The following is a 25693-nucleotide window of genomic DNA, read 5'->3' on the forward strand; positions in this document are numbered from 1 at the left end:
TTTGTCGAGGACTGCCTTGATCAGGCAAGGCGGCGTCTGCTAGCCACGAGTATTGAGCATTCGGTAGCTCGGGCAATTAAGCTTGGACTAATTGTATAGACTGCAGTTCCTACCATCCAGCTACTAGGTTCATGCGCATTCTATGCAGGGCTGCTTCAGCGTTCCGAGTTTCTGCTGGCCCCAGCCCACGCGTTGCGTGAGCAATAACCTCCTGAGCAAGCAGCTTCACTTTTTCCAGAAGATCCCGCCCCGTCGCGGTCGATGCAATTAGTTTAGCACGTCGATCCTCTGGATCGGGTATCCTGGTAATCAGCTTCCGCTGTTCCATGCGCACCAGAAGTGCGGACACCGTCATCGGCTCCACCCCCATCACGGCCGCCAGATCGCATTGTCTCTCTGGACCCCGAAACGTGATCTCGTGAAGCATTCTAAATTCCCCAGGGGTGATTTGTAACTGTGCCTCACCAATCAGCTCCTCAAGGCCATGACGAAGGAGTCTGGAAACATCCCCAACAATGAAATCCAGCGAGTTTCTGGCTATAAATTCTGACATCGACACTTTCTACGCATTCCATGCGAGGGATGCTAATCCGGACATCGTGGACACCACGAACAATTATCAGACAGTGGTAAGAGGCCGGGTTCTAACCTTAACAAAAACTCGAGGGCAACAAACGAAACCGTGACCGCCGCTACTTCCAACAAGGAGGAAGTTCGCTGTCGCCTTTGTTCAAAATTGGGTGGGGCACGAGACGGGGCGGAGGACGCGCTGCATAGGCTTCCGCCCAAATGCTTGACACGCAATGCTCTTTCTCGGTTAGTAGCTGCGACGGAACTTGATTCCCATCGCTATCTGCTAGGAATGCAAGCATGCGCGACCGCAGACCGCTTCTCGTAGATCCGGTTCAGAATCCCGACCTTCATCGGCTTTTGAAGCAACGTGTCGGGTATCATCCGGAGTTTAACCTGCCAGACTATTTAATTGAAAAGTTGGAACGGCTCGAGGCAGCTACCCAAGCCGCCCGCAGTGACGACGTTGGGAAGGCATAAGGCTGCCTAGGTCGCCGGCCGTACATGGAGGCCCGTCGCCATGACCAATCTCTTCAAGCCGACCGGCAGTTTCACCATGATCCGAAAGGGCAAAGTCATCGTACTGCCGTTGTCTTAGGTGTCACGGCTGGCTGGATGACACGATGGACCGCTTGTTGGACCAATCACACCGACAGTTTCTCCAAATTCATCGTCAGCGTCACGACGAGTCCGTCGGCGGACCAATCGTATTCGATGGTGCCGCCGAGCTGGTCAGTTATGCTCCTCTTCACAAGCCTGCTGCCGTAGCCGCCCGGACCTTCCGGCGGAGCGGTCGCCGGCCCGCCGCTCTCCGTCCAGACCAGCGTGATCTTTTCCTCATCGGTTGATCCGGAGAAGTCTAGCACGCCGGTGTCCACTGACAGGGCGCCGTACTTCACGGAATTCGTCGCGAGCTCGTGGATGATCAGCGACAGCGCAGTCGCGGAGTTTTCGCCGACACCAATGCGTGGGACAGCGACGCGGATCCGCCCGCTGAATGCTCCCAGATCTTCATAGGGCGAAAGCAGGATCGTCAGGAGATCGCCCAGGAGAGCTGCGCGACCCTGGCCGCCGGGGAGGGGGCGGACGAGGTCATGGGCTCGTCCAAGTGCTGCCAGCCGCCCCGTCAGTTCCTCGGCCATTTCCTTCGCCGTCTTCGCCGAACGAGCGGTGATGTGCGTCAGGCCAGTTGCGATCGCCAGAAGATTCTTGACGCGGTGGCTCATCTCGCCAGCCAGGAGCTCATGACCTTCCTCAGCTTGCTTGCGTCCTGTCACATCGAGGAAGAGCCCGAACATCTGACCCTTGTGCAGAGCGGAGTCGTCACCCAGGCCGCGGGCGGAGATCCATCGGATTTCTCTGCCGATCATGATGCGGAAGTCGATTTCGTAGGCGCCGACGATCCCGCGTGTTGCGGTGAACGCAGCACGGACGCGATCCCGGTCGGCTGGATGAATCCGAGCCGACATGTCCTCGAACCGGACCTGGTGGCTTTGATCCAGGCCCCACATCTTGAAGCCCTGCTCGTCCATGGCGAACGTGTCGTCGGATACCTTCCACGACCAGAGAGCGACACCGGCGGCGCTAATAGCGCGCCAGAGGTTTTCGGGTTTCGAGAGGGGGTGTTCTGGGTCACGGAAAGGCATGCATGGGACCACTCGAGATTTGACGGTATCTGGGATTGATACGGCATGAGCCACGATGGAGCCATCCCTATCCAGAGATGGACCCTGGTGACGGGTTGCAGACGCCATCGCGGTTGAGCCAAGTCGGGCGATCAGACTGACTGTCTCGCCAGCGTGAATGTCGGCAGGAATTGCGGTACACGTTGCGCAAGCCGGGCACTGCCGCCAGGGCATGACAGGAGACATTGATGAGACCGCTGGATACGCTCGATCGTTAAACGCCCTTTGCGCTCGGAGCGCTTCGGATCGTCACCGGACTGATCTTCATGGAGCATGGTACGCAGAAGATCCTCGGGTTTCCCGCGCCTCCGGAGAAGGGGATGCCGGAGCTTCTGTCCTTATCAGGCATCGGCGGTGTGATGGAGCTCGTCGGCGGGCTGCTCATCGTTTTCGACTTCCTGACCAGGCCTGTTGCATTCCTGTTGGCCGGCGAAATGGCGGTCGCATATTGGATGTTTCACGCTCCCAGGAGCCTGTACCCTGTCCTCAATGGCGGCGATGCCTCGATCCTCTACTGCTTCGTCTTCCTGCTGATCTTCTTCGCCGAGCCAGGTGCCTGGAGCGTGGACGGCTCACGCGGTGACCGGCGCCCAATTTAGAAATGGAAGCCCGCCGGAAGCACCCACAGTTAGGATGCTTCCGGCGGGGGCGTCACACTATTGCATCTGTTGGTGCCGGTTAATGCCGGCCGTGCTGACTGATCATGACAGCCCGGATGCAATGACGGCGACGACTTGGGAGACCATTGTCAGAGGCTCGTTCCCCAGGTCGTCATCGCCTGATCAGGACTACGCCGCCGATCACCAGAGCGATGCCGGCAAGCCGGGACAGGTCAGCTGGCCGTTGAGTCAGGCCGAGCCAGCCGAAGTGATCGAACGTCACTGAGCCGATCATCTGGCCCGCAACGAGTAGCGCGATGAAGGTTGCGGCGCCGAGGTGCGGCACGAGAAAGATGGCGATCCCGATGAAGATTGCCCCGAACATGCCCCCACTCCATGCCCACCATGGTATCCGGGTCGCTAGGCTGGCGGAGGGGATAGGGTCTCGGAGGGCGAGCGCGAGAACCAACATGCATGCGGTTCCGACGGCGTAGCTCACGAAGCCCGACCAAGCGGCGGAGCTCAGAGCAACACGCATGTTCGTATTTAATGCCTGCTGAATGACGATGCTGATGCCCGCCGTGATGGCTAGAGCGGCGGCCAGAGCGAGACTGAGCATCGACTGCATGCGGGGTTTCCTCTTTCCGGTTCGTCTGAGACACTTCGATCCCGTGGAATGGCGTTGGAGGCCAAAATCACATGACACACAAGAAAATCATCGCGCTCGATTTCGACGGCGTTCTGCACGCGTACACGACGCCATGGTCCGACGCGGAAACGGTTTCGGACGGGCCGACGCCGGGCGCCATGGAATTCCTGCGCGACCTGACCAATGACGGGCGCTTTCAGGTGGTCGTCGTGTCGAGCCGGCTGAACGAGCCATCCGGCGATATCGCGGTGCAGGAATTCATCCGGTCGAACCTCTATGCCGAGTTCGGCGTCTGCAAGGGCCAGGTGATCCAGGCCGCCATCACGTTCTCGAAGACCCGTCCGCCGGCGACCGTTTGTATCGACGACCGTGCCTGGAATTTTCAGGGCGCTTGGCCATCCCTCGACCGCCTGGCCGCCTTCACGCCGTGGAACAAGAAGCCGGCCCATCTTCGTCCGGATCCGGAGTCTGCCGTCGCGATTGCCGACAGCCTGATGATGCAGATCGGCCAGATCGCGAAGGATGCCGGCTGCCCGGATGACGAGCCGCCGCTCGACTTCATCCGGACCAGGATGTCACCGACATACAAGGAGGCGGACGGACAGGACTGGTCGGACGAGGCCCTTAGACTGTCGAGGAAGATCGCCTCCGACGCTGCCGACGAGGCTGCCGGGCCGAAGGATCCGCTGGTGCTTAACGAGGCGGCCAAAGACATCATCACCGAAACGATCAAAGAGTATCCGGAAGACTGGGAAGCGGTGGTCGCCGGCGGACCTATCGGCTGGTTCTGCAGGCATGTCGCGGTGAGGATCGGGGAGACCATGGAAGGTGGCTACTGCCCATACGGTCTTCATCTGATCGTCTTCGAGCTCGAGCGGCGTGTGGCAGGCGTCAGGGCCGAGATCGTTCAGCAGCAGGAGCGGATCTCCATGATCGGCGCCTCCATCACCCACTGGCTTTTCGGCGGCGACCAGCCCCTGGCAATCGAGCGCCTGCCGAGGGTCGGGGGCGACGGTGTCTTCTTCGAGTGGAAGGTGCCATTCCGCGGTTATCAAGTCTTCATGCCCGAGTTGGCCTTCGCCGGCTGTAGCACCGAAGCCGAGGCCCGCCTTGTGTCGGAGAGCTACCTCGACGCCTTCGCCGACGGGCAGGCACACGAACTGGCCAAGGCGGCCGGCTGACACATACCCCGGGGCGATCCTGCTCCGGGATGCAATCCGATTTGGCGTTGGAGGCCGAGACGATGAAGCTCTTTTGCGACACCTGCCAGAACATCGGCTCCATCGACTGCCACTGCGGCGGAGACCTCTGTGTCTGCGGCGAGCCTGAGATCGACTGTCCTTCGTGCGGCGGCGACGTCCCATATGATGAGGTCGACGACGACGGTACCGAGCCGCCGCTGCCTCCCATCTCATCGGCATGCCCATTCTGCCGGACGGATAGCGCCTTCGTCGAGCGAGACGACTTCTCCACCGCCTCGGTCGTCTGCAACGGGTGCGGGGCGCGGGGGCCGAATGAAGGGGAGGAGGATGGTGTCGATGAGGAGACGCCAGGGGCTCGGGCGGCGGTCATCAAGTGGAATGACAACGCCTCGGTCGAGGTCATCGCGCTGAAGGCTGAGCTGTCCCGGATCGCAGAGATGGCCCGCGACGTGCTGAAGCAGCTCGAGGGCCGGTTCGATTTCGATGAGGTCCACACGGTCATGCAGGGCGTCCTGGAAGCGGCGGACGAGGCGTTGGCGGTGAGGCATTGACGCCGGCCAGGTCACAACAAATCGTCGAGGCGGTCCTGAACACGGTGCGGAGCAAGGTCTATTATCAGATGATGTACCGCCAGCACCGGGCGATACCGGATCGAGACCTGCTGACGGTTTCGGCTACTGACGAAAACGCGGTCACTCAGATCACCGTCATGTACGACGTCAAAGGCGATAATAGGGGATGGTACTCCAAGGGCCCATTCGCCAGGTATGAGATCGAGGTCAATCCGATGCTGGTCGACCGCGGCTGGACAGCGGCAGGCAGCCATACCATCGACGGCATGCTGATCATTGGGGCGAGGGAGGTCGGCTGGATGGGCGGTCATTCGGTCCGAGAGCCGATCTATGAGCTGTCGGTCCTGAAGGTACATTACGGTCTCCGCGGTATCGGGATGGAAATCCGATTCCTCACACGCACTGCATCTGGCCAACGCATTCTGGCCAAGACACTCGCCGCGGCGAAGGGTCAGAAGACGTTGTGGGACCGCCACGTCGGCGACGAAGACTTCGCGTCCCGCTCGGTTCTTCGACGAGAGGCCGGCCATCATGACCCGGCACGACAATCCCTCTCCGATGCCAGAGCCCTTCAAAATCGATAACGTCGGCTTCTCGAAATACGATGAGTTCAACAAACGGGTGTCGGTGAACCTGACATGGGAGGTCCCGCACCATGTGATGGACATGCTGCTGCTGAAGACGCGGCGGTTCGTCAGGATCCGAGGCGGGGAATGGCTGAAGCTCACGAAGGAGCGGAGCCAGAGTACAGAGGCTGCGATCCAAGGTCATCTCGACCAGGTCAATCCGCCGCCAGTGGAGGTGGCGGAGCCCGATCTTGAATATGACGAGACCGACCTCGATGCGCTGGCGATGATGGCCGTCTGAGGGGTGACACCGCCGTAGGTTGAATGCATCGTTCGTCTTCTTCCAAGGAGATGTCATGGCGATTCGACCGGTACGCGATGCCCGAACTCTGAAGACGAAGGCCATCCACTCCTTGAAGGCTGGCATCACCGCATTCAACGGTTATCATGAGGATGGTCGTCAGACAGCTGTTCTGCTCAATCTCCAACATGCCTGCGAAATGCTTCTGAAGGCTGCGCTCAGCCAGAAGCGCGAAATGGTCTTCGATAAGAAAGCCAACAGGTCTCTCACATTCGAGGCCTGCGTGAGACTTTGCTCTGAAAAGTTTGGTCTTACCGGCAGTCAGGCCGGAGTGATGAGGGTCGTCGACCGCCTCCGTGACTCCGAACAGCACTGGATCGTGACGGTTGAGGAGGGCATCCTCTACCTGAATGTCCGGGCACTTGTGACGGCTTTCGACGAGTATCTGCGTCACGTCTTTGAAGACGACCTGGCATCCCATATCCCGCCAAGGGTGCTGCCCGTATCGACCAGGCCCCCAGGCGATTTCGACGTCCTGGTGGATGCTGAATATACCGCAATCAATCAGCTTCTGGGTCCCGGCATGAGACGGCGCGACGAAGCTAGGGCACGTATCCGCTCACTGCTCGCCATGGAAGCCGTGGTCACGGAGAACGTCGAGGTCAGCGAGAAAGACGTTGACCGAGTGGAGAAAGCCATAAGGGCTAATGCGAATATCGATGTCGTGTTTCCGCGCCTTCGGACGATCGGCATGTCGACGGAAGGTGAGGGTACGACTTTCACCGTCAAGTTTTCCAAGAAGGAGGGCGCGCCCGTTCGATTCATCGGCGGGGACGATCCTGAGGGCGCTGCGGCAGTACGCGAAGTTGATCTTCAGAAGAAGTTTCACATGTCCAAGACCACCCTCGCAAAGAAGGTAAAGCTGAAACCGAACAAATGCCACGCGATGCGGTGGCACCTGGGACTGGATGAGGACCGCGACTGCTGTCACATTTTCAAATTCGGCAAGTCCGAGCACTACGGTTTCTCGGACAATGCGACCAGGCGTATCCAGGAAGAGCTCGCCGTCGCCGACATGGAAAAGGTTTGGGCGCGATATCAGAGGCGTTACAAGGATTGAGCTGAGTTCTGATCAAAGCGAGATGATAGGCTGAAGCCGATCCGCGTCATCCACCTCGCGGTCCGCGGCTCTGATCTGGTTCCGCGTCAGCGATCTCTGGCCGACCCATGTGTGAGGCAGGAGACCCAAGGCGATGTGCTCGGGCCCGTTGAAGATCACCAAGCCCTCTGCATTGTCGACATCCAGGCTGAAGAATAGCAGGTGATCCGCCCTGGTATCCACCATTCTGAATGCCGGGCCCCGGTCGGTTCCGGTGACTTTAACCTGGACAGAGCGACCGTCCGGTGCGTGACCGTCGATGCCGGTGACGCTGCGGCCCTGGAGCTTTACGCCAAAGATCTCCGCCGCGATTGCCTCGCCCAGGTCGCCGAGCAGATTTCCATCCAGCGTGAACGTCAGTCCGGAGCTCACGTAGTGATCGCGCAGCTCGTTCCTCGCGAGAACCAGATTCGCGATCGCCGGCGGGAGAGGGAAGCGGATGGTGGACAACGATAACAGCTCCTGGAGATTGGCGACCATTGCGTCCCAGCAGATCTTCGGCGAAATGATTGTCGCCGCGGACGACCAGTGATTGCGCCATGGCCTGACTGAGGTGGTGCATGACGCTTTACAACGACCTGAAGAAGGCCTCGAGCGAGGAGGACGTGAAGGACCTCTACATCAAGGCGCTCGGCCTGAAGTCGTTCAAGAAGGGCCTGATCGACATCCGGACGAAGGAGGTCTGGTTCGAGGCCAAGCAGTCCGGAAAATACTCCGCCTACCAGATGTTCACGCAGCTCCTCCACTACGTGCAGGACGCTTTGGACAAGGGGGAACCGATTCCCGGATTGCTCGCCGTGATCGACACGGAGAAGGCGGCGATCATGAAGACCAGCGACGTGCTGCCGCTGCTGTCGAGAAAGAAGATCAAGTGGGGGACGTCGGCCAGCAGCTATACGGTCGAGGCGCTGGAGGCCGTGTCCGCCTACATCGGCGTGCACTTCGTCGCCTTCAAGATGGCCACGGACGAGGCCGAATTCATCAGCACGGTGAAGGACGCCATCAAGTCAGGCGACATCATCCGGACGCAGATCACGCCGGCCAACTTGAAGCAGGTCTTCGACAAGTGGGTCGAGATGATCGGCGTCGAGATTCGAGGCGTGACCGAGGACAGCTACAACCTGCTGTTCTTCGCCGACATCATGCACGACGGCACCGTCTCGACGCACAAGGACCTTCCTGCTCAGCTCCTCCACAAGGGGAAGGACCCGGTCTTCGTCATGAAGGGGAAGACCTACGAGCTCGACAGCACGACCGGATACACGCGCTTCTGGACGATGTACCACAAGCCGCCGAAGGAGGAGTACCGGAACTACCTCCTCGAGCGGCGGGATAGCCTCATTCCGACCGACGAGCGGGAATTCACCGGCGCCTTCTACACGCCTCTCCGCGTCGTCGATAAGGCCTATGACGTCCTCGCAAGCGTGCTGGGGAAGAACTGGCAGAAGAGCTATTCCGTCTGGGACATGTGCTGCGGCGTCGGGAACCTGGAGACCAAGCACAGCAACCACCGCAACCTGTTCATGTCGACCCTGAACCAGTCGGACATCGACATCATGGTAGCCACGAACACCTGTGTGCAGGCCCACCGATTCCAATACGACTACCTGAACGACGACATCGCAGCCGATGGATCGATCGACTACTCGCTCACCGGGAAGCTGCCTGCCGACCTGCTGAAGATGCTCAAGGGAAACGGAAAGAAGCTCGTCCTGATCAACCCGCCCTATGCCGAGGGTATGAATGCCGGCGTCGATGTCGCCACCACGGCGATCGGCGCGACGATGGGCGATGTCGGGTACGCCTCGCGGGAGCTGTTCACCCAGTTCGTCACCCGGATCTCGATGGAGATGCCCGGCGCCATCATCGGCATGTTCAGCAAGCTGAAGTACGTGAACTCGCCGAACTTCGAAAAATTTCGGCAAGCCTGGCCGGCGAAGTATCTCGGCGGCTTCGTAGTGCCGAGCAAGGCCTTTGACGGACTGAAGGGAGAGTTCCCGATCGGGTTCCTCGTGTGGGACACCAGCAAGAAGGCTCACAAGGGCGAGCAGATGGTCGATGTCGATGCCGAGGTCCTCGACATCAAGGCAAACCGCATCGGACAGAAGACCTTCTACAACGTCCCTGGCAGCATGCTTCTGAACAAGTGGATCGTCAGGTCCAAGCCAAACGGCGTGGATGCCGTCCCTCTGTCGAATGCCCTGTCGGCGACCACAAGGACCATCGACGTCCGCGGGACGAAGTGGGCCGACGGCGCCATCGGCGGTATGATCTGCAACGGCTCTGACATCCAGCATGCAGGCGACACCGCGCTGTTCTCGTCCGGCTACTGCAGTGCCGGCGGATTCCTCGTGACGAAGACCAATCTCCGGAAGGCTGCGATGGTGTTCACCGCCAGGCGCATCATCCGGAAGACATGGCTTAATGATCGCGACCAGTTCCTCATCCCGTCGCAACCCATCCCGGATAGGTTCGCCAGCGACAGCCTGATCTGGATGCTGTTCAGCAACTCGAACCTTACGGCCGGCGCTGACGGGCTGCAGTGGAATGGGAAGACCTGGTCGCTGGTGAACCACTTCATCCCGTTCACCGAGACAGAGGTCGGTTCTCCCAAGCGCTTCGAGTCGGATTTCATGTCCAATTACCTCGCCACCCATTCCCTGTCGAAGGAGACGGCTGTCCTGAAGGCCGGAAGGGTGATCTGGAAGCATTTCTTCGACATGACGGACGACCGGAAGACACGGGACGCCTTCAAGCTGAACCGTCCGGACGTTGGCTGGTATCAGGTACGTAGCGCCCTTGCGGCGAGAGAGGTCGCTGGTGCCGGTAACCCGGTTAGCTGGACGGCATTCGGTACCGCCTACGGCCTTCTGACCGACAAGCTGCGCCCGCAGATCTATGACTTGGGTTTCCTGAAGCTCTAAGGCTTGGCATATGGAAAATGCTCCGGACAAATTCGAGTACGATGTTGCTTTCAGCTTCCACCAGTCTGACCAAGGCCTGGCGCAGCAGCTGAACGACCTTTTGCAGGATCGCTTCAAGACCTTCATCTACACGGAGCAGCAGAAGTTCCTGGCGGGTACGGACGGCGAGGTGACCTTTAACGCGGTATATGGCGGCAAGGCGCGGGTCGTGGTTGTGTTCTATCGGAAGGAATGGGGGCTGACCCCATTCACCAGGATTGAGGAGACAGCGATCCGCAAGCGGGCATTCCACAAGGGCTACGGCTTCACCCTGTTCATCCCGACGGACGAGCCGCCCACCGCGCCGGAATGGCTGCCTCCGACACAACTCTGGTTCGGACTGAAGACCTTCGGCCTCGATGTCGCTGCCGGCGTCGTCGAGCATAAGATCCAGACCCTTGGTGGCGAGCCGAGCATCGAGTCAGCGAGCGACCGGGCCAAACGGTTCACCCGGGCCGAGAAGCTCCGGAGGGATCAGAGTCAATTCCTGAAGAGTGACAAGGGATACGCGGCGGCGACTGCAGCCTACGACGAATTTGTGGAGGCGCTGGCGGAAGGAGCGGATGCGATCGCCGACGACGCGGGCATAAGGCTGATGATGAAGCCGGTTCCGTCCTATCAGTCGATGAGAGTCTTCTACGGGCTGGGCACCGTCCTGGTCATAGGATGGGAGCCGAAATACCTGAACGAGATCGAGGACTGCCCGGTGCGGCTCGAGTATTACTCGCACATGCCGGCCCTGCCGGGCTTCATGCCGCCCCACTCGACACCGCGCAGCCTCAGGGTGAATTATTTCCAGTATGAGATGCTCGGTCCCGATCGCTACGGCTATGTCGACAAGTCCAACCGGACGAAGAGCTACTCGCCTACCGACCTGTCGTCACTGGTGCTGAAGACCTACATCGATATCGCGGAGCGCAATCCTCGCGACTAGGTCTGCAGCTTCTTCGCGACAGGCGGGATACAGCGCGGGTCAGGGGCCGCCGTTCTCCGTCAACGCCGCGTCGATCTCCTCCAGCCGATCGACGTCGGCTTGCTCTTCCTCCTCGATGTCCTCCTTCTCGACGGATTCCTGCGCGGCTTCGTCGGGCGTCTGGTCTTGCTGGCGCTGGACGTCTTCGGCCTGGCGCTCGGCTGTGTCGATGCGGTCGGTTGCGGTGGGGGTGTCGGACATGGCGATCTCCTTTGGGTGTAAAACCGCCGAAATGCCGGAAGTTCCCCCAAAAGATTTCTGGCGACCCGCACTTTGTTTGAACGGAGATATGTGATTCGGGCTTGACTATGATCTAATAGGTCATTAGATTGCTCATATGGCTGCAGCGGATGCAGTCATTCGAATGACCGCGCAGCCAACCGAAAGGGCAGCCACCATGACCACGCTCTCCAAATCCCTCTTCCAGATCGATCTCTCCCGCCCCGGCTACGAAGACGCCGAGGATCGCTTCTACGCCTCGTTCCCGATCGTCGCCGCAATGCCGGACACCGAGACCCAGGAATATGAGCCGGTCTCGCAGAGGGCGATCAATGCACTGAACGAGTGCGGCATCTACACCTACCTCGACGTCTACCGCGCCCCGCAGATCGCGCTGAGCAACGACGAGCTCCACGAGGATGCGTGCATCGAAAACATCCTCGGGCTCGGCCCGAAGAACCTCAATGCCATCATGGAGAACCTGATGAGGCTCGGTTGGGAGTTCCAGGCGCAGACAGAGGCCAAGCGTCCGATGAAGATCGCCGCCTGCGCCGCCGAGGCCGACGAGGTGTCCGAAGCCATGGATGTGCTGGACGTCTCCGACGTGACCATCGTCGCAATGGACAACCTCGATCTCACCAAGGAGGAGGGGTGCTACATGCTGACCGCCGAAGTCAGCTTCACCGTCGCCGGCAGCGACGTGGTCCACAGCCGATTCTTCTGCGACTGGGTCGAGTACGACGGCAGCTTCTGCGATGAGATCAACACGAACTACGACCATTCGGACAACTGGAATACCGGCCAGCCGCTGGAGTTCGAGTTCGAGCGCGACATCCACTTCCTGGTCCGCGAGAAGCTGGCCGATGAGGCTGCCAAGCTCGCCAAGGCCGAGCGGGGCGGGAGCGGTCTGTCGGAGGGCGAGGAGTTCTACTTCGACGAGTCCGGCAACAGCACCAACGCCGGATACAACTGGGCCTTCATGATTTCCGTCGTCGACGGAAACCTCTTCGTCGAGGCTAGGAAATCCGGATCGACCGAGCTGGTCGCCGACGTCACGATCCTGAGCGAGACCGACACCGTGACGCTCGCGGACGTCGATGCCTTGGCCGAGAAGGTCGCCGCCGGGCAGGTCGAGTACGACAGCTGCAGCGACTACGTCTACGGCATCGCCGCGGCGGGTAACGACGGCGTCCATTATCTCGACACTCGTCACGAATGCCGCGGCGAAGGTGCTCGCATGTTCGAGAAGCTCGAGCAGATGGCCGGCAGCGTAGGGCCACTGGAAATCGTCAACTCGAAGGACGAGAGCGCCGTCTGGGTCACTTTCTGCCGACCGAACGATTTCCGCCGCGACAGCGAGACGATCTCCGGCGACGTGAACGTGGAGCGTCAGTCTGGCTGGAGAGAAGCCGAGGTCGACGAGGACGAAGACGAGGCCTGATATCGACAGATGCCTTAGGCGCCTCTCTTTCGGGGGAGGCGTCACGGGGATCCGCCGACAGGCATCCCAGACTTCAGCGCAGCCAGTTAGAGGGAAGCCGACATGAGAACGCCAACCCAAGCCTGCCTGGATCTCCGCATCGAGAACGAGGCCATCCTCGCGAACGAGATCCTCAACATGAGCATCGAGACCCACCGGGCATCGTCGCCGCCTTAGACAACTACATCGAGGTCCTGACCGAGCGCGACGTCGATGTCCTGCCGGCGGAGTTCATCAGCTTTCGAAAGGCCTTCCTCGGCATGCGCTGCAAGGCCGTCGGAACAGTTCCGACACACCGCCTCGGCGAGGTCAGATCGACGTCAGCCCACATGAGCTTCTACTCCACCGATCCGCAGGCCGCCGGCCGCACGCCCGCCGAGACCAACTGCAAGGCTGCGGGCAACATGGTCGGCTACATGCACCTCCTGAACGAAGAGACACCCGAAGCCCTCGCCGGCACACACCGCTGGGTCCGCTGCCACGACGATGCCGAAGGCGCCAAGCGGCTCATCCGCGGCGAGGACGGCTACGTCATGCGCGAGACTGACTGCTACATCCGCATGGTCCCCGTTCGCACCTAGCAGCTGTATCATCCATCCCTAGCGCAGCCAGATCGAGGGAAGCCATCATGATCAAATCCTACACCCACTGCTTCCGGGCCAAACTCTGCTGGGACCTGATGGAGCTGGAGACCGCCGGCGATCAGCCCGGGGTCTACGTCTATCATTTCGACAACGGCACCTGCCTGAACGTCGAAGGCGAGAAGCCCGTCATCCGCAGCCTGCTGAGCGCCAGCCGATTCGACTCCTCTGAGACCGAGACCAAGACCCACGGGCACATCCGCAACGGTCGCGGCGAGGTCACCGAGGTCATCTCGTTCCGGCTGGCCAGGAAGCTGGCGGTCAAGAAAATGCGGGCTCAGATCGAGAAGCTCAGGCCCAGGATCGCGGCGTGATGGCCGAGATCCTCCAGTCGTTGATGGCAGATCTCACGATCATGCCCGACGCCCGCCTCGTCGACATGCGGAAACGGTCGAAGGAATTCCCGGGCGTCGATCCTGCCAAGCTCGCGTGGAGCATGATGGTCCGCCGGCAGCTCCTCCAGCACGACGTCCGGACCTACCGTCGCATGTCGAAACGGATCCTGAAGCCGCTGATCGTCGAGGCGGATGCCCCGACCCTGGCCTGCATGAGCATGGCGATCGTCAAGCACAACGCCATCCGGCACGTGAGCCCGGATCAATGCCGGCAGCTGCTGCTCGCGGCCTGCGCCCGCAAGAAGAGGAAGTCCTGAGATGGCCCGGAAGGCGACGACAGAATTTGGGGAGGCCTGGCGCGCAATCGGCTTTTCCGAGGCCGAACTCGTGGAGTTCCTCGGCCTCACGCCTGCTGCCGTCAAACACATGTCGGGCGGCAGGACGCCGGTGTCGGAGGCCGTGATGGACAAGATCGCCGAGGTCGCACGGATGCTCGAAGAAGGCAGTGGCAACCATGCGGGGATACCCGATGGGCCCAGGCGCCGGCGGGAGATCGTGAAAGGTCTCGTCGAGCGGGCGAGGGGGAATCCGAAGTGAGCGGATACAGGCACATCACCCCGAATTGGACGACAAACGGGAAGGGCGGCGATGTCCTGACGATGATCCTCGACATCGATGGCTAAGTGGAGCTGCACGGCGGCAAGACGACGCCGGTCGAGCAGCTGACCGAGGAGAGATTCTGCTTCAAGGGCGTGTTCCATCACGAAGGCCAGCGCGTCGAGATCGGCTTCTTCGTTGAGAACGGCGACGGCTTCTTTGCGAATGCGGCCGGCGGCGGGGCGACGTACCGTCTCGATACGAAGGATATCTTCAAGAGCCTGGAGCCGATTGGGTTGGCCTTCGGGCCGAAGACCCGGAACTGACGCCGGCAACTGCAATTCACTTGCATACGCAATTTAATTGTATATGGTGATCCTGCAGCACCGCAGGGAAACTCAAATGCTCGTCCACCGCGCCTACACCGACAGCCTCAGGATCACTCCCGAAGACTCTCATTGGGTCTTCGACCAGGTCGTCTTCTTCATCAATGCCGACTTCGAGGAAGACATCGATGCGATCGAGGCCTCGTACACGCAGGGCGATGCAGACCACGTCTACGTGCTCGACATGGATCATTCGCACATCGACGTCTTTGCCCTGGTCGCCGATGCAACCGCCATTGCCGAAGTCCAGGCTATATGGGGCAAGGATATCGACCCTCAGTCCATCATCGACGGGTCTCTCCTCGATGCCGACGAGGAAGTGGAGGACGCCTGCTGGCACCAGCAGCGGCTACGTGCCCAGCTAGCCGGTCGCATGGGCTTCCATGCGGTCCGCGATCGGGATGAGCAGGGCGAAGTCTTCGCCGTCGACTTTAGCGGTCGCAACGACGAGCTGAACGGCGCCTGGCGCTACCTCGGGCGGTACAGCGACCATTTCGAATAGGGGGTCCCGATGGGGCAGCAGGACAGGACGATGTTCGCGAGGGTCTGGAGAGCCGTCGGCATGTCTCTCGAAGAATGCCGGGAGTTCCTCGGCAAGCGTGGCTACAGCGCCGCCACGGTCAACAACATGTCCGCCGGCCGAACCAAGGTTCCGGTCGAGGTCATGGCGGAGTTCGCATACCTCCATGCGGTAGTCGAGGGTTTCATGGACCCCCCGGAAGGCACACCGGCTGGAGTCATCGAGCGGCGGAACACGACACTCTACCTCAAAAATCAGGAATACCGGCACGGCGAGTGACGTCCCGGCCACCAGACAACAGGAGACAGCATGACCAGAAAATCGATCTTTCGGATAGAACTTTCGGAACCCATGCCGATTGACGACATGCTATCCGAATATCCGCTCGTCACGGATATGGATGACACCGACACGCAGTCCTACGAGACGGTTCCGGTGAGGGCGGTCAATGCGCTGGCCGCCTGCGGCATCCACACCTATTCCGACCTCCATCGTGCTCCGCAGGCGAAGTATGGCAAAGCCTCGAAGGGTCGTTGCCTCGAGGACATCCGCGGTGTCAGCAAGGAGGCTCTGGCTGCACTGATCGTAAATCTCCATCGACTCCTCGATGAAGATGCGAACAGGGAATTCATCTCCAGTCGCGAAGATGCCGAGGAAGCTCTCACGGAAAGGGATCCTGAGCTGCAGCTGTGGATCCGCGATGTCGCGCATAACAACGACTATGAGGTCGGTCGCATGTACCAGGGCATGTGCATGACCGTCGCGTGGTTTCCCGAATACTCCGACATCGTGAGCTGGGCGAAGGACGACAGCAATTTCGATGGCAGTCACAAATCCTGGGACGACTGACTTCAATATCGGAAACGGATGGACGGGCTGGCGGCGATGAGGCTGCCGGTCGAGTTTGAAACATAGGCTGGCCTGAGCGCCGGTGTGGAGAATGACGATGCCAAAGATCAAGAACCAGGACGATATCGATGTGAGTAGATTCTCGTACGACCCGGACACCGGCGTGGTGACCTGGCTGGACGGGCAGTGCAAAGGCAAGGCGGTCGGGACGAAGACCGAGAGGGGCTATCTCGCAGCGACGATTCAAGGGAAGGGCGTCTTGGTCCACCGGCTGGCATGGAGGATCCACTACGGAAAGTGGCCGGAGCAGATCATCGATCACAAGGATGGCGTCAAAGATCGCAATGTCCTCGACAACATGCGGCTGGCGACCGATCAGCAGAACAAATGGAATATCGGCAAGCCGGTGACCAACACGACCGGCTTCAAGGGTGTCACCTTCGACGCAAAGAGGGCGAAGCCGTGGCGCGCCATGATCAAGCAGGACGGCAAGACCAGGCACCTGGGCTCTTACAACACGGCTGAAGAGGCCGCAGCGGCATACGACCGGGCAGCCAACGAGCTGCACGAGGATCATGCTCAGACCAACCGCATGCAGAGGGTCGCCCGACCGTTCGTCGAGAAGAAGGTTCAGAACGCCACGGGAAAGATTGGCGTGACCCGCGCCATGGTCAGAGGCCTCGAACTGTTCCAGGCGTCGATCACCGACGACGGCAAGAGACGCTACCTTGGGCGATATCTGACGAAGGAGGATGCGGCGATGGCCTATGACCGTGCTGCGTGGCCGAAAGAGATCGCTTATACGGGTACGACGTGGGCCTCCGAGAGGCGAAGGTACAACGAACCGTTCTGGGCGCTGGCGAGACTGGGCTTCGACGAAGCTGACTTCCCAGTGCCCGTCCGGGTCTGATGAGCGAAAAATAGACAATACAGGGCGACCCTGTAATGAGGGCCTACTCCTTCGCCCGAAACCGCGGCTTCTTCGGCGGCATACGGTGCGTCTTGAATACCCGCTCCTCGTCGATGAGGTCACGCCCCTCGAGAACGTCCCACCAGGCTGTCAGCATTTCGGTTTTTTCGGGTAAGTCTTCGTAAGCGTCGTAGTGAGCATCGATGACAGACTTGCCGCCTTCGTTGTGATCGAGAATGAGCGCGATCCGATCCTGCTTGTAGCCCTTATGTCTGAGGACCGTCGTCAACGTGCGCCTGACATCATGCGGTGACCAGGTCTCAGCTTTTAATGCATGCGTCAGCGTCGAGCCGGCAACGTGTGGCTTCGCACCCTTCCCAGCCCTCTTCCTCTTGGCTTTGAAAACCCATTCACCCCACGGCGGCATTTCCAGCTCTTCAGGCCACGGCAGTGTGTGAACACGTGTGTCTTCGCGCATATCCGCGGTTTTCCGGTGGAGCGGTGGGATATGCCAGACACCGTCTCGGACGTCATCGGTCGACACGGCTGCGACAGCTTCCCTGCGCTGTCCGGTCAGGAAGAGGAGAACGAGGGGAGCCGACGCGATACCGCATTCGCCTGCTCGCGCCTTCTGGAGAACAGACCTGATTTCGGACGGCAGAGGAAATCTTCTAGGCCTCCGCTTGCCAGGTGTCCGCTCGGGAACGTCGAGCTGCACCCGCTTCCTGACGCCCGACTTCTCACGGTTGTGCTGTCGCTGCAGGAAGGTCCACATCGACGAGAGCTTCCTCTTCATGCCCTCAGCAGTGCCTTCGCGACCGGTCGCGTGGATGACGGCGCAAACTGTCGACAGGTCCTCTTCGGTAATCTGATCGACGGGGCGATGCTCGAACTTAAAGAGCTCAGGACGCTCCAAGTAGTCTGTGTAGTCGCGCAACGTTCCAGCTTTTCGCTTAGCTTTTACGTGCGCGAGAAATGCCGTTCTGGCCTCTGCGAACGTCCAGCGCCCCGTCGCGACATCCAGCGCAGCAACAGCGGTGTCTCCGATCGGCATCCGCTCGGACCGCACCCACGATTCATCAGGGATCAATCCCTGAGTGACGAGATCCGCGGCTCTCCTTGCCAGATCCCTGGCGTCATCGAGAGCAAGCTCGCCGGCGTCACCGAGGACCAGCCGATTTTTCCGCTGCTTACCAAACGAGCCGACCGACCATTGATACCGGAAGGTCGCCGACTTCCTTCCGACGCGCAGGATGAGCCCGGGCTGCCGGGCGTCCGCGACTTCACGCTCAACGCCGTCGGATCGGAGGCGCCGGACCATGTCGACGGTCAGTCTCTCAGGCACGGGAAAATCCTTCAGCGGCAAAAACTCGGGCATATCTCGGGCATATGCCTATACAGAGGTTGCTGCGGCGGGAAGAGGAGGCGAACCGACCTCAGCGAAAATTCCAAGAAATTTCGGTTATTTGCACGGAAATTAGAAATTCGTGGAAAGGAATTTTGACTTTAGACAGCAGATTCCTAATCTGAGGGTCACTGGTTCAAATCCAGTCGGGATCACCAACTAATTCCACCCATTAAGGCAAGCCGGGCGATCGGGTTTGGGGCATCGGGGCGCCTTCGCGTCGCGGTCAGTCTTGCTCGACGTCGTGAGCGCTGAACTCCGCGAAGGCCTCGCGGATGAGGCTGGCCTTGGCGTCGTCCTCGAGGTCGACCGAGACTTCGATCGCCCCGTTGAGGGCTGCGTCGTGACGCGCCTCTTCGCTGGGCTCAGCCGTCTTCGCATCGGAGCCGGCGGTTTCCTCGCCCGCGGTGTTTTCCTGACCCGCCGCGACGACAAAGATGTCGGTCCGCTCGATCCCGTGCTCCTGCACGAGGCGCTCGATCGTCATCTCGGCCTCGCGTCTCGTCTCGAATTGCGCCGTCAGCGTCGTCGCCATGGGTCTCTCCTTGAGTGTGCTTTGGGGTGTAACGCTCGACCGGACGATATGGGCCCATGGCCAAGGCGAACTTCGACGCGGTGGTTTGTCGCTGCCGGGACGGGCCGGAGCGACCTGCCGGACGAGGGGGTCGCTCTGTCGTTGAAGGTTGCCTTCGTCATGCTGGCAGGGGCCGGCGTCTTGCCATTTTGGGCGACCGACTGTGCCGACTCAGTCGGTCGTGGCGCCCAGCGAATGAACCGTCGCGGAGGGCTTTCGCCGAGCCGGAAGCCGGCGAGGACCTGTCGGCCCTAACCCATCATGTCGAGAATTCCCGCGAAGGAGGCGGCGACATGGGCGCGCATCAACTGGGCTGCGTCGTCGCCCCGGCGGGCCAGGATCGCCTCCAGGATGGCGCGATGCTCCGACCGGGAGGTCTCGATGCGGGCGCGGCGGGCGCGGAACTGGCCGACCCGCCAGGGCAAAGTGCGCAGGCTGAGATCGTGCAAGAGGGCCGCCAGGACGGCGTTGTGGGCGCCGCGCTGGATGGCGGCGTGGAAGTCGGCATTGGCTTCGCCATAGTCGGCTTCGGCGCTTTCTCCGCGCATGACGATCGCTGTCAGGGTCTGGCGTTCGGACGCCGTCATCCGGTCCGCGGCCATGCCCGAGACGAGGCCCTCCATCTCGGCGACGCTCTCGAAGAGGTCGTGCATGGCACTCATGTCCATCCGCTTGACGACGAAGGCGCGGCGCGCGCCGCGCTCGGTGAGGCCGAGGACGTTCAGCCGGTGCAGCGCCTCGCGCACGGGCGTGCGGGACAGGCCGAAAGCCTCGGCCAGCGGAATTTCGTTGAGCACGTCCCCGGGCCTCAGCTCGCCCGTCATGATCCGCTCGATGATGGCGGAATGCACTTTATCCGACGATGTTTTAGACATCTGCACAAAGATTCCTCATGCCCAAAAATTAGTCTTGATTCTGTATACATATCGCTGTTAGCTTCCATCTCGGAAGCGGTCGACGCTGACTTTTGGCCTTGGATCTTCGCCCCCCGGCCCAGCGGCCGCGCCCAAGCTTCTCTGCCGCGCGCCGTGCGCGTCTCAACCCCGGTCGAAATGGAAAAGGTTCTGACATGACGAGCGACACCGCGCAGAGCACCCACCACAAAGCCATTCTCGAAGAGCGCCTTTCCGCGCTCATCGGGCGGCGGACGCTGCTGAAGGGCATGGGCGCCGGCCTGCTCGCCGCAGCCGGAACCACCATCCTTCCCGATCCCGCGAAGGCGGCGCAATCCGGGCACATCCGCGTCGCCTCGATCAGCCACATCGACACTCTGGACCCGCATTTCACCTTCTTCCTCTCAGCCGTGCAGGTGATCAACAACATCCACAACGGCCTGCTCAAGGTGACCTATGACGGCACGGCGGTGCAGTTCGTGCCGGACCTTGCCGAAACCTGGGACATGGAGGACGACAAGACCCACCTGTTCAAGCTGCGCGCGGGCGTGAAATTCCACGACGGCACGGCCTGCGACGCCGAGGCCGTGAAGTTTTCGCTGATGCGGGTGAAGTCGGGAACGCCGGCCTCGCCGCATGCCTGGAAGCTGGCGCTCTTGGAAGAGGTCGAGATCGTCGATCCGCTGACGCTGCGGCTGAAATTCTCCAAGCCCTACGCCTTCCTGCCGGTCGCGCTGACCGGCTCGACCGGGCGCGCCGGCACCGTCGTCAGCCCTGCCGCCGTCGAGAAATACGGCATGGACTACGGCCGCAACCCCGTCGGCACCGGGCCGTTCAAGTTCGTCAGCTGGAAGGAGAACGATTCCATCGAGCTCGAGGCCAATCCCGACTATTTCGAAGCCGGGATGCCGAAACTCGCCAAGGCCTCCTTCATGCTGATCAACGAGCCGAGCACGGCCGTGGCCGCCCTCGTCTCCGGCCAGATCGAGGGCATGAGCGACTGCCCGCTGCAGCTGGTGCCCCAGGTGAAGTCGGTGCCGACCGTCGAGGTCTATGGCGGCATCGAGGGCAACTACACCTATGTCGGCATGAACCTGCGCAAGGCGCCCTTCGACGACATCAACCTGCGCCGCGCCGTCGCCTATGCGATCGATCGCGAGGCGATCAACAAGCAGGCCTATTTCGGTCTCGGCCAGCCGGCCTATTCGCCGATCTCGCCGCCGATGACCGGCTTCTACGATCCTGACATCGCCGAGAGCGGGCGCGGTCAGCGCTACGACCTGGCGAAGGCGAAGGAATTCAGGGCCAAGGCCAAGACGCAGGATGTGATCGAGATCGACTACATCATGAGCGAGGACGGCCCGGGCGGCACCCGCGTCGCCCAGACGCTGGCGCCCATGCTGGCCGAGATCGGGCTGAAGGTGAACCTCGTCCTCCTGGAGCCGGCGGCCTGGGTCAAGCGGCTGAAGGACGGCGACTTCGCCATCCTCGACTTCCGCTGGTGGGCCGATCTCGATCCCGAAGAGACCCTCTTCCCCGAGTTCAAGTCGGGCGGGGCGTGGAACTACTGGGGCTGGGACAATGCCGAGTTCGACCGGCTCTGCATCGAGGCCGGCTCGATCGTCGACCAGGAAAAGCGCGCCGCGCTCTACCGCGAGGCGGAGGACCATCTGATGGAGGAGGCGCCGGTCGCCATGCTCGCGCATCTGCCGGTCTTCAAGGTCTTCTCCAAGAAGGTGCAGGGTTTCCAGTACGTGCCCTGCGATCTCCTGAACCTGCACGATGTGAGCCTGGCCGGATGATCGCACAGGCGCTCGGCAAGATCGCCCAGTCCTGCGTCGTCCTCCTGATCGTCTCGATCGCCAGCTTCTCGCTCTTGAAGCTGGCGCCGGGCGATCCGGTGCTGCTGATGCTCGGATCGGAATTCTCCCAGGAGAGCTATGACCAGCTTCGGCAGGCGATGGGGCTCGATCAGCCGGTCGTCGTCCAATACGGGGAGTGGCTGGTCCACTTCCTGACCGGCGAATGGGGCCAGTCCTATGTCGCCCGCGCCGACATCTTCGAGCTGGTCGTCACCCAGGCGCTGCCGGTCACCCTGACGCTGACGGCGGCCGCGCTGACGCTGGCGATCGTCGTCGGCGTGCCGCTCGGCGTGCTGTCGGCGGTGAAGAAGGACACGGGCTGGGACGCGGCGGCGGCGGTCTTCGCCTTGACCGGCACGGCCTTCCCCTCCTTCTTCCTCGGCATCCTGCTGATCTGGTTCCTCGGCGTGAAGGTCGGCGCCTTTCCGGTGATGGGTTTTGTCGCGCCCTGGGAGGATCTGTGGGACGGCCTCTACCATCTCGTCCTGCCGGCGCTGACGCTGTCGACCTTCTTCATCGGCATGATCGTGCGGGTGACGCGGGCGGCGCTCGTGGAAGTGCTGGACCAGCCCTACATCACCGCCGCCAGGGCGCGGGGCGAGCCGGAATGGCGGATCGTCTGGGTGCATGGCGTGCGCAACATCATGATGCCCGTGGTCACCGTCCTCGGGCTGCAGCTCGGCGGCATTCTGCAGGGCGCGGTGCTGACCGAGACGGTGTTCTCGCTGCCCGGCATCGGCCAGATGCTGACCGGCGCCGTGCTCGGCCGCGAATACATGATGGTGCAGGCCGGCGTGATGCTGACGGCCGTCCTCTTCATCGCCGTGAACCTCCTGGTGGATCTCTCCTATCCGCTCCTCGATCCCCGGCTGAGGGCCCGCTGATGACCGTCACGGACATGCCGGCGAGCGGGGCCGTCGCGACGGGCGGCGGCACCGCCGCGTCCGTCCGCCGACGGTCGATCTTCCTCAGGCGCCCGTTCTTCACCATGGCGCTGCTGGTGACGCTCGCCTTCGTCGCCTGCGCGCTCTTTGCGCCCTGGCTCGCCCCCTACGATCCCCTGGCGCAGTCGATCGAGGCGATGATGATGCCGCCGAGCGCGACCCATCTCCTCGGCACCGACAGTTTTGGCAAGGACATCCTCAGCCGCATCATCTTCGGGGCGCGCACCGCGCTCCTGATCGGCCTCGTCTCGGTCGTCCTCGGCGCGATCGGCGGCCTCGTCCTCGGCGTCGCGGCGGGGCTCGCCACCGGCTGGCTGCAATGGGCGCTGCTCCGGCTGATCGACTCGATCCTGGCGCTGCCCTCGCTGATCCTCGCCGTCGCCCTCATCGCCATTCTTGGGCAGGGCGTCGACAAGGTCATTCTGGCCGTCGGCTTCTCGCTGATCGGCCCCTTCGCCCGCACCGTGCGCTCGGACGTGCTGCAGGTGAAGGCGCAGCTCTTCATCGAGGCGGCCGGGCTGATGGGCCTGTCGCAGATGACCATCGTACGCCGGCACATCCTGCCCAATGTCGTCTTTCCGCTGATGGTGCAGGTGACGATCCGCGTCTCCGAGGCGATCCTCGTTTCCTCCTCGCTGTCCTTTCTCGGCATCGGCGTCACCCCGCCCACACCCGACTGGGGCCTGATGATCGCCGAGGGCCGCGGCTTCGTCAGCTTCGCCGCCTGGATGTCGGGCATGCCCGGCATGGCGCTGGCGCTGCTCCTGATCGCGCTCGCCATCGTCGGCGACGGCGTGCGCGAGGAATTCGATCCCAAACTGAAGCGCGCCCGATGAACGCCCCCCTGCTCGATGTCCGACCCCTGCTCGATGTCCCCCCCGTTCTTGATGTTCCCCCCCTTCTCGATGTTCAGGGACTGACGCTCTGCCGCGGGGACAAGCGCATCCTCGATGGCGTGTCGATGACCCTTGGCCGAGGCGAGACGCTCGCCCTCGTCGGCGAAAGCGGCGCCGGCAAGTCGACCATCGCCTTCGCCCTGATGGGGCTGATCGGCGCGAAGGAGGCGACGATCGAAGGACGGGCGCGTTTCGACGACGTCGCCGACCTCGTCGCGCTCGATGAAAAGGGCTGGGCCGCCCTGCGCGGCCAGCGCCTGGCCATGGTGTTCCAGGACGCGGGTTCAGCGCTGAACCCCAGCTATACCGTGGGCGCCCAGCTGATCTCGGTGCTCCGGCGCAAGCTGGGGCTCGGGCGAAACGAGGCGCGGACGCGGGCCGTGACCCTTCTCGAAAGCGTCGGCATCAACGATGCCGCGGTCCGTCTGTCGGCCTATCCGCATGAACTGTCCGGCGGCATGCAGCAGCGTGTCATGGTCGCCATTGCTTTGGCCTGCGACCCCGATCTCCTCTTCGCCGACGAGCCGACCTCGGCGCTCGACGTGACGATCCAGGCCCAGATCGTCAGCCTGATCCTGGAGCAGACGCGGGCCCGCGGCGCGAGCTGTATCTTCGTGCTGCACGACCTGGCGCTGGCGAGCCAATGCTGCGATCGCATCATGGTGCTCTATGCGGGCCAGGTGATGGAGGCCGGCGACTGCCGGACGGTTCTCGACGATCCGCGCCACCCCTATACGCGCCTCCTGAAATCCTGCGTCCTCGAAATCGGCGCGGAAATTCTCGACGATCCGCCGGAGGGCGGCGTGCCGAGCTACGATGCCATGCCGGCGGGCTGCCGCTTTGCCACACGCTGCCCCCGGGCCCTGCCACGCTGCGCCGCCGAGCGGCCGCCGCTGGCGGAATTCGACGGACGCGCCCTCGCATGCTGGAACCCGACATGAACGCCCTGCCGGATGCCGCCAGCCCCAGCGGCCCGCCGCTCTTCGAGCTTCTGGACGTCGAGAAGATCTACCAGGTCGGCGTCAGATCCGGCCTGGTGGCGCGGGGCCATGTCGGATTGGCGGCGCTCGACGGCGTGCGGCTCAGCATTCGCAGGGGCTCGAGCGTGGCGCTGGTGGGCGAGAGCGGCTCCGGCAAGTCGACGCTGCTGCGGGTGCTCCTCGGCCTCACCGAACCGACGCAAGGGCTGGCGCTCTACCGGGGCCAGCCCGTGGCCCGGATGCGGGCCGGGGGACAGGATTTCGCCCGCGAGGTGGCGATGGTCTATCAGGACGCGCGCGGCTCGCTCAATCCGCGCATGAGCGTCGGCGAGCTCGTGGCCGAGCCGCTGCGCCATTTCGCCATCTGTCCGCCAGAGGAGGTTGCGGCGCGAACGCAGGACCTTTTGGCGCGGGTGGGCCTCGCCGCCGATGTCGCCGCCCGCTATCCCTCGGCGCTGTCGGGCGGGCAGGTGCGGCGCGTGGCGATCGCCCGGGCGCTCGCCTCCAACCCCTCCGTCCTCGTCGCCGACGAGGCGGTGTCCGGCCTCGACGTCTCGACCCAGGCCCAGCTCCTCAATCTCCTGCGCAAGCTACAGCGGGACATGGGGATCACGCTGTTCTTCATCACCCATGATCTCGGCGTCGCCAGCTATCTGTGCGAGGAGATCGCCATCATGTATCTCGGTCGCATCGTCGAGACCGGGCCGACGAACGCGGTTCTGGCCGCGCCGGCCCATCCTTATTCGCTGGCGCTGCGCCGCGCCGCGCCGAAATTCTTCGAGCCGATCACCGAGCCCTTGCCGGGTGAGATCCCGAGCCCCCTCGATTTGCCGAAGGGGTGCCGCTTTTCCGGCCGCTGCGCCTTCGTCCAGGACGATTGCCGGGCCAGCGATCCCGTTCTCGTGCCGCACGGACAAGGTCGCGCGGTCGCCTGTCACCACCCCGTCTCTTGAAAGCCGAGCC

Annotated in this window: 31 protein-coding genes; 23 read left to right on the forward strand and 8 right to left on the reverse strand. The window is 62.1% G+C overall.

What is annotated here, in order from left to right; all coding sequences use genetic code 11:
* Positions 1-109: 109 nt before the first annotated feature.
* Together IEX88_RS18915 and IEX88_RS18920 are read right to left on the reverse strand one after the other, a co-directional pair.
* Entirely contained in the window at positions 110-553 is a 444-nt protein-coding gene (locus tag IEX88_RS18915; protein WP_188853715.1) for a MarR family winged helix-turn-helix transcriptional regulator, read from the reverse strand.
* 661 nt (positions 554-1214) lie between these two features.
* Positions 1215-2216 (reverse strand): sensor histidine kinase, encoded by a 1002-nt coding sequence (locus tag IEX88_RS18920; RefSeq protein ID WP_188853717.1) that lies wholly within the window; start codon positions 2214-2216, stop codon positions 1215-1217.
* 284 nt (positions 2217-2500) lie between these two features.
* Here IEX88_RS18920 and IEX88_RS18925 point away from each other — a divergent pair, with 284 nt between their 5' ends.
* Positions 2501-2854, forward strand: a complete 354-nt coding sequence (locus tag IEX88_RS18925) for a DoxX family protein (RefSeq protein ID WP_244640382.1) — start codon at positions 2501-2503, stop codon at positions 2852-2854.
* A gap of 172 nt (positions 2855-3026) precedes the next feature.
* Here the strand turns inward: IEX88_RS18925 and IEX88_RS18930 are convergent, their stop codons facing one another.
* On the reverse strand, positions 3027-3473 hold the full coding sequence (locus tag IEX88_RS18930; RefSeq protein ID WP_188854099.1) for a DMT family transporter: 447 nt from the start codon (positions 3471-3473) through the stop codon (positions 3027-3029).
* 80 nt (positions 3474-3553) lie between these two features.
* Here IEX88_RS18930 and IEX88_RS18935 point away from each other — a divergent pair, with 80 nt between their 5' ends.
* From IEX88_RS18935 to IEX88_RS18955, 5 genes are all read left to right on the forward strand, one after another.
* Positions 3554-4684 carry an HAD domain-containing protein gene (locus tag IEX88_RS18935; protein ID WP_188853721.1) on the forward strand — a complete coding sequence of 377 codons (1131 nt, stop codon included), beginning with the start codon at positions 3554-3556 and terminating at the stop codon, positions 4682-4684.
* Between the two features lie 62 nt (positions 4685-4746).
* Positions 4747-5256: a hypothetical protein gene (locus tag IEX88_RS18940; RefSeq protein WP_188853724.1), complete on the forward strand. Its 510-nt coding sequence runs from the start codon at positions 4747-4749 to the stop codon at positions 5254-5256.
* Positions 5253-5861 (forward strand): hypothetical protein, encoded by a 609-nt coding sequence (locus tag IEX88_RS18945; RefSeq protein ID WP_188853726.1) that lies wholly within the window; start codon positions 5253-5255, stop codon positions 5859-5861. The genes IEX88_RS18940 and IEX88_RS18945 overlap by 4 nt, the downstream gene beginning before the upstream one ends.
* Positions 5836-6144, forward strand: coding sequence for a hypothetical protein (locus tag IEX88_RS18950; protein ID WP_188853728.1), 309 nt, complete (start codon positions 5836-5838; stop codon positions 6142-6144). Before IEX88_RS18945 ends, IEX88_RS18950 begins: the two co-directional genes overlap by 26 nt.
* 55 nt (positions 6145-6199) lie before the next feature.
* Positions 6200-7264, forward strand: coding sequence for a DUF8611 domain-containing protein (locus IEX88_RS18955; RefSeq protein ID WP_188853730.1), 1065 nt, complete (start codon positions 6200-6202; stop codon positions 7262-7264).
* Between the two features lie 12 nt (positions 7265-7276).
* Here the strand turns inward: IEX88_RS18955 and IEX88_RS18960 are convergent, their stop codons facing one another.
* On the reverse strand, positions 7277-7753 hold the full coding sequence (locus IEX88_RS18960; protein WP_244640355.1) for a DUF6998 domain-containing protein: 477 nt from the start codon (positions 7751-7753) through the stop codon (positions 7277-7279).
* Positions 7754-7863: 110 nt separating this feature from the next.
* Here IEX88_RS18960 and IEX88_RS18965 point away from each other — a divergent pair, with 110 nt between their 5' ends.
* Entirely contained in the window at positions 7864-10227 is a 2364-nt protein-coding gene (locus IEX88_RS18965) for a hypothetical protein (RefSeq protein WP_188853733.1), read from the forward strand.
* A gap of 10 nt (positions 10228-10237) precedes the next feature.
* Positions 10238-11200: a hypothetical protein gene (locus tag IEX88_RS18970; RefSeq protein WP_188853735.1), complete on the forward strand. Its 963-nt coding sequence runs from the start codon at positions 10238-10240 to the stop codon at positions 11198-11200.
* A gap of 39 nt (positions 11201-11239) precedes the next feature.
* Here IEX88_RS18970 and IEX88_RS18975 read toward each other — a convergent pair whose 3' ends face one another.
* On the reverse strand, positions 11240-11440 hold the full coding sequence (locus tag IEX88_RS18975) for a hypothetical protein (protein WP_188853736.1): 201 nt from the start codon (positions 11438-11440) through the stop codon (positions 11240-11242).
* A gap of 196 nt (positions 11441-11636) precedes the next feature.
* Between IEX88_RS18975 and IEX88_RS18980 the strand changes: the two genes are divergently transcribed.
* The 10 genes from IEX88_RS18980 (at position 11637) to IEX88_RS19025 (ending at position 17176) form a co-directional block, all read left to right on the forward strand.
* Positions 11637-12899 (forward strand): hypothetical protein, encoded by a 1263-nt coding sequence (locus tag IEX88_RS18980; RefSeq protein WP_188853737.1) that lies wholly within the window; start codon positions 11637-11639, stop codon positions 12897-12899.
* Between the two features lie 368 nt (positions 12900-13267).
* On the forward strand, positions 13268-13519 hold the full coding sequence (locus IEX88_RS18985; protein ID WP_188853739.1) for a hypothetical protein: 252 nt from the start codon (positions 13268-13270) through the stop codon (positions 13517-13519).
* A 47-nt stretch (positions 13520-13566) separates the two neighbouring features.
* Complete coding sequence (locus IEX88_RS18990) at positions 13567-13893, forward strand: hypothetical protein (RefSeq protein WP_188853741.1); 327 nt, start codon at positions 13567-13569, stop codon at positions 13891-13893.
* The gene (locus IEX88_RS18995; RefSeq protein WP_188854146.1) at positions 13893-14231 is read left to right on the forward strand and encodes a hypothetical protein; all 339 of its coding nucleotides are present in this window, start codon (positions 13893-13895) and stop codon (positions 14229-14231) included. The genes IEX88_RS18990 and IEX88_RS18995 overlap by 1 nt, the downstream gene beginning before the upstream one ends.
* Before the next feature lies 1 nt (position 14232).
* Positions 14233-14511: a hypothetical protein gene (locus tag IEX88_RS19000; RefSeq protein ID WP_188853743.1), complete on the forward strand. Its 279-nt coding sequence runs from the start codon at positions 14233-14235 to the stop codon at positions 14509-14511.
* 86 nt (positions 14512-14597) lie between these two features.
* Positions 14598-14837, forward strand: coding sequence for a hypothetical protein (locus IEX88_RS19005; RefSeq protein WP_188853745.1), 240 nt, complete (start codon positions 14598-14600; stop codon positions 14835-14837).
* A 76-nt stretch (positions 14838-14913) separates the two neighbouring features.
* Positions 14914-15399, forward strand: a complete 486-nt coding sequence (locus IEX88_RS19010; protein WP_188853747.1) for an AcrIF11 family anti-CRISPR ADP-ribosyltransferase — start codon at positions 14914-14916, stop codon at positions 15397-15399.
* Between the two features lie 30 nt (positions 15400-15429).
* Positions 15430-15696: a hypothetical protein gene (locus IEX88_RS19015; protein ID WP_188853748.1), complete on the forward strand. Its 267-nt coding sequence runs from the start codon at positions 15430-15432 to the stop codon at positions 15694-15696.
* A 30-nt stretch (positions 15697-15726) separates the two neighbouring features.
* Complete coding sequence (locus IEX88_RS19020; protein ID WP_188853750.1) at positions 15727-16266, forward strand: hypothetical protein; 540 nt, start codon at positions 15727-15729, stop codon at positions 16264-16266.
* A 97-nt stretch (positions 16267-16363) separates the two neighbouring features.
* Positions 16364-17176 carry an HNH endonuclease gene (locus IEX88_RS19025; protein ID WP_188853752.1) on the forward strand — a complete coding sequence of 271 codons (813 nt, stop codon included), beginning with the start codon at positions 16364-16366 and terminating at the stop codon, positions 17174-17176.
* 43 nt (positions 17177-17219) lie between these two features.
* On the opposite strand, the gene IEX88_RS19030 is transcribed toward IEX88_RS19025, so the two are convergent.
* From IEX88_RS19030 to IEX88_RS19040, 3 genes are all read right to left on the reverse strand, one after another.
* A complete protein-coding gene (locus tag IEX88_RS19030) occupies positions 17220-18554 on the reverse strand; it encodes a tyrosine-type recombinase/integrase (RefSeq protein WP_188853754.1) in 1335 nt (444 codons plus the stop codon).
* 253 nt (positions 18555-18807) lie between these two features.
* Complete coding sequence (locus tag IEX88_RS19035; protein WP_188853756.1) at positions 18808-19116, reverse strand: hypothetical protein; 309 nt, start codon at positions 19114-19116, stop codon at positions 18808-18810.
* A 290-nt stretch (positions 19117-19406) separates the two neighbouring features.
* On the reverse strand, positions 19407-20030 hold the full coding sequence (locus tag IEX88_RS19040; RefSeq protein WP_188853759.1) for a GntR family transcriptional regulator: 624 nt from the start codon (positions 20028-20030) through the stop codon (positions 19407-19409).
* 194 nt (positions 20031-20224) lie between these two features.
* Here IEX88_RS19040 and IEX88_RS19045 point away from each other — a divergent pair, with 194 nt between their 5' ends.
* The 5 genes from IEX88_RS19045 to IEX88_RS19065 are packed head-to-tail and all read left to right on the forward strand — an operon-like array spanning position 20225 to position 25683.
* On the forward strand, positions 20225-21850 hold the full coding sequence (locus IEX88_RS19045; protein ID WP_188853761.1) for an ABC transporter substrate-binding protein: 1626 nt from the start codon (positions 20225-20227) through the stop codon (positions 21848-21850).
* Positions 21847-22794, forward strand: coding sequence for an ABC transporter permease (locus tag IEX88_RS19050; RefSeq protein WP_188853763.1), 948 nt, complete (start codon positions 21847-21849; stop codon positions 22792-22794). The genes IEX88_RS19045 and IEX88_RS19050 overlap by 4 nt, the downstream gene beginning before the upstream one ends.
* Entirely contained in the window at positions 22794-23690 is an 897-nt protein-coding gene (locus tag IEX88_RS19055; protein WP_188853765.1) for an ABC transporter permease, read from the forward strand. The genes IEX88_RS19050 and IEX88_RS19055 overlap by 1 nt, the downstream gene beginning before the upstream one ends.
* On the forward strand, positions 23687-24691 hold the full coding sequence (locus IEX88_RS19060; RefSeq protein ID WP_188853767.1) for an ABC transporter ATP-binding protein: 1005 nt from the start codon (positions 23687-23689) through the stop codon (positions 24689-24691). Before IEX88_RS19055 ends, IEX88_RS19060 begins: the two co-directional genes overlap by 4 nt.
* On the forward strand, positions 24673-25683 hold the full coding sequence (locus IEX88_RS19065) for an oligopeptide/dipeptide ABC transporter ATP-binding protein (RefSeq protein ID WP_244640357.1): 1011 nt from the start codon (positions 24673-24675) through the stop codon (positions 25681-25683). Before IEX88_RS19060 ends, IEX88_RS19065 begins: the two co-directional genes overlap by 19 nt.
* Positions 25684-25693 lie beyond the last annotated feature (10 nt).

The organism is Aureimonas glaciei (assembly GCF_014643375.1).
GTDB classification, from domain to species: domain Bacteria; phylum Pseudomonadota; class Alphaproteobacteria; order Rhizobiales; family Rhizobiaceae; genus Plantimonas; species Plantimonas glaciei.

Bases quoted from the DNA above. Each gene is read 5' to 3' on its own strand.
- IEX88_RS18915 (WP_188853715.1), bottom strand. From the start codon at position 553: ATGTCAGAATTTATAGCCAGAAACTCGCTGGATTTCATTGTTGGGGAT.
- IEX88_RS18920 (WP_188853717.1), bottom strand. From the start codon at position 2,216: ATGCCTTTCCGTGACCCAGAACACCCCCTCTCGAAACCCGAAAACCTC.
- IEX88_RS18930 (WP_188854099.1), bottom strand. From the start codon at position 3,473: ATGCTCAGTCTCGCTCTGGCCGCCGCTCTAGCCATCACGGCGGGCATC.
- IEX88_RS18935 (WP_188853721.1), top strand. From the start codon at position 3,554: ATGACACACAAGAAAATCATCGCGCTCGATTTCGACGGCGTTCTGCAC.
- IEX88_RS18940 (WP_188853724.1), top strand. From the start codon at position 4,747: ATGAAGCTCTTTTGCGACACCTGCCAGAACATCGGCTCCATCGACTGC.
- IEX88_RS18950 (WP_188853728.1), top strand. From the start codon at position 5,836: ATGCCAGAGCCCTTCAAAATCGATAACGTCGGCTTCTCGAAATACGAT.
- IEX88_RS18955 (WP_188853730.1), top strand. From the start codon at position 6,200: ATGGCGATTCGACCGGTACGCGATGCCCGAACTCTGAAGACGAAGGCC.
- IEX88_RS18965 (WP_188853733.1), top strand. From the start codon at position 7,864: ATGACGCTTTACAACGACCTGAAGAAGGCCTCGAGCGAGGAGGACGTG.
- IEX88_RS18970 (WP_188853735.1), top strand. From the start codon at position 10,238: ATGGAAAATGCTCCGGACAAATTCGAGTACGATGTTGCTTTCAGCTTC.
- IEX88_RS18975 (WP_188853736.1), bottom strand. From the start codon at position 11,440: ATGTCCGACACCCCCACCGCAACCGACCGCATCGACACAGCCGAGCGC.
- IEX88_RS18980 (WP_188853737.1), top strand. From the start codon at position 11,637: ATGACCACGCTCTCCAAATCCCTCTTCCAGATCGATCTCTCCCGCCCC.
- IEX88_RS18985 (WP_188853739.1), top strand. From the start codon at position 13,268: ATGAGCTTCTACTCCACCGATCCGCAGGCCGCCGGCCGCACGCCCGCC.
- IEX88_RS18990 (WP_188853741.1), top strand. From the start codon at position 13,567: ATGATCAAATCCTACACCCACTGCTTCCGGGCCAAACTCTGCTGGGAC.
- IEX88_RS18995 (WP_188854146.1), top strand. From the start codon at position 13,893: ATGGCCGAGATCCTCCAGTCGTTGATGGCAGATCTCACGATCATGCCC.
- IEX88_RS19000 (WP_188853743.1), top strand. From the start codon at position 14,233: ATGGCCCGGAAGGCGACGACAGAATTTGGGGAGGCCTGGCGCGCAATC.
- IEX88_RS19010 (WP_188853747.1), top strand. From the start codon at position 14,914: ATGCTCGTCCACCGCGCCTACACCGACAGCCTCAGGATCACTCCCGAA.
- IEX88_RS19015 (WP_188853748.1), top strand. From the start codon at position 15,430: ATGTTCGCGAGGGTCTGGAGAGCCGTCGGCATGTCTCTCGAAGAATGC.
- IEX88_RS19020 (WP_188853750.1), top strand. From the start codon at position 15,727: ATGACCAGAAAATCGATCTTTCGGATAGAACTTTCGGAACCCATGCCG.
- IEX88_RS19025 (WP_188853752.1), top strand. From the start codon at position 16,364: ATGCCAAAGATCAAGAACCAGGACGATATCGATGTGAGTAGATTCTCG.
- IEX88_RS19030 (WP_188853754.1), bottom strand. From the start codon at position 18,554: ATGCCCGAGTTTTTGCCGCTGAAGGATTTTCCCGTGCCTGAGAGACTG.
- IEX88_RS19035 (WP_188853756.1), bottom strand. From the start codon at position 19,116: ATGGCGACGACGCTGACGGCGCAATTCGAGACGAGACGCGAGGCCGAG.
- IEX88_RS19040 (WP_188853759.1), bottom strand. From the start codon at position 20,030: ATGTCTAAAACATCGTCGGATAAAGTGCATTCCGCCATCATCGAGCGG.
- IEX88_RS19045 (WP_188853761.1), top strand. From the start codon at position 20,225: ATGACGAGCGACACCGCGCAGAGCACCCACCACAAAGCCATTCTCGAA.
- IEX88_RS19050 (WP_188853763.1), top strand. From the start codon at position 21,847: ATGATCGCACAGGCGCTCGGCAAGATCGCCCAGTCCTGCGTCGTCCTC.
- IEX88_RS19055 (WP_188853765.1), top strand. From the start codon at position 22,794: ATGACCGTCACGGACATGCCGGCGAGCGGGGCCGTCGCGACGGGCGGC.
- IEX88_RS19060 (WP_188853767.1), top strand. From the start codon at position 23,687: ATGAACGCCCCCCTGCTCGATGTCCGACCCCTGCTCGATGTCCCCCCC.
- IEX88_RS19065 (WP_244640357.1), top strand. From the start codon at position 24,673: ATGCTGGAACCCGACATGAACGCCCTGCCGGATGCCGCCAGCCCCAGC.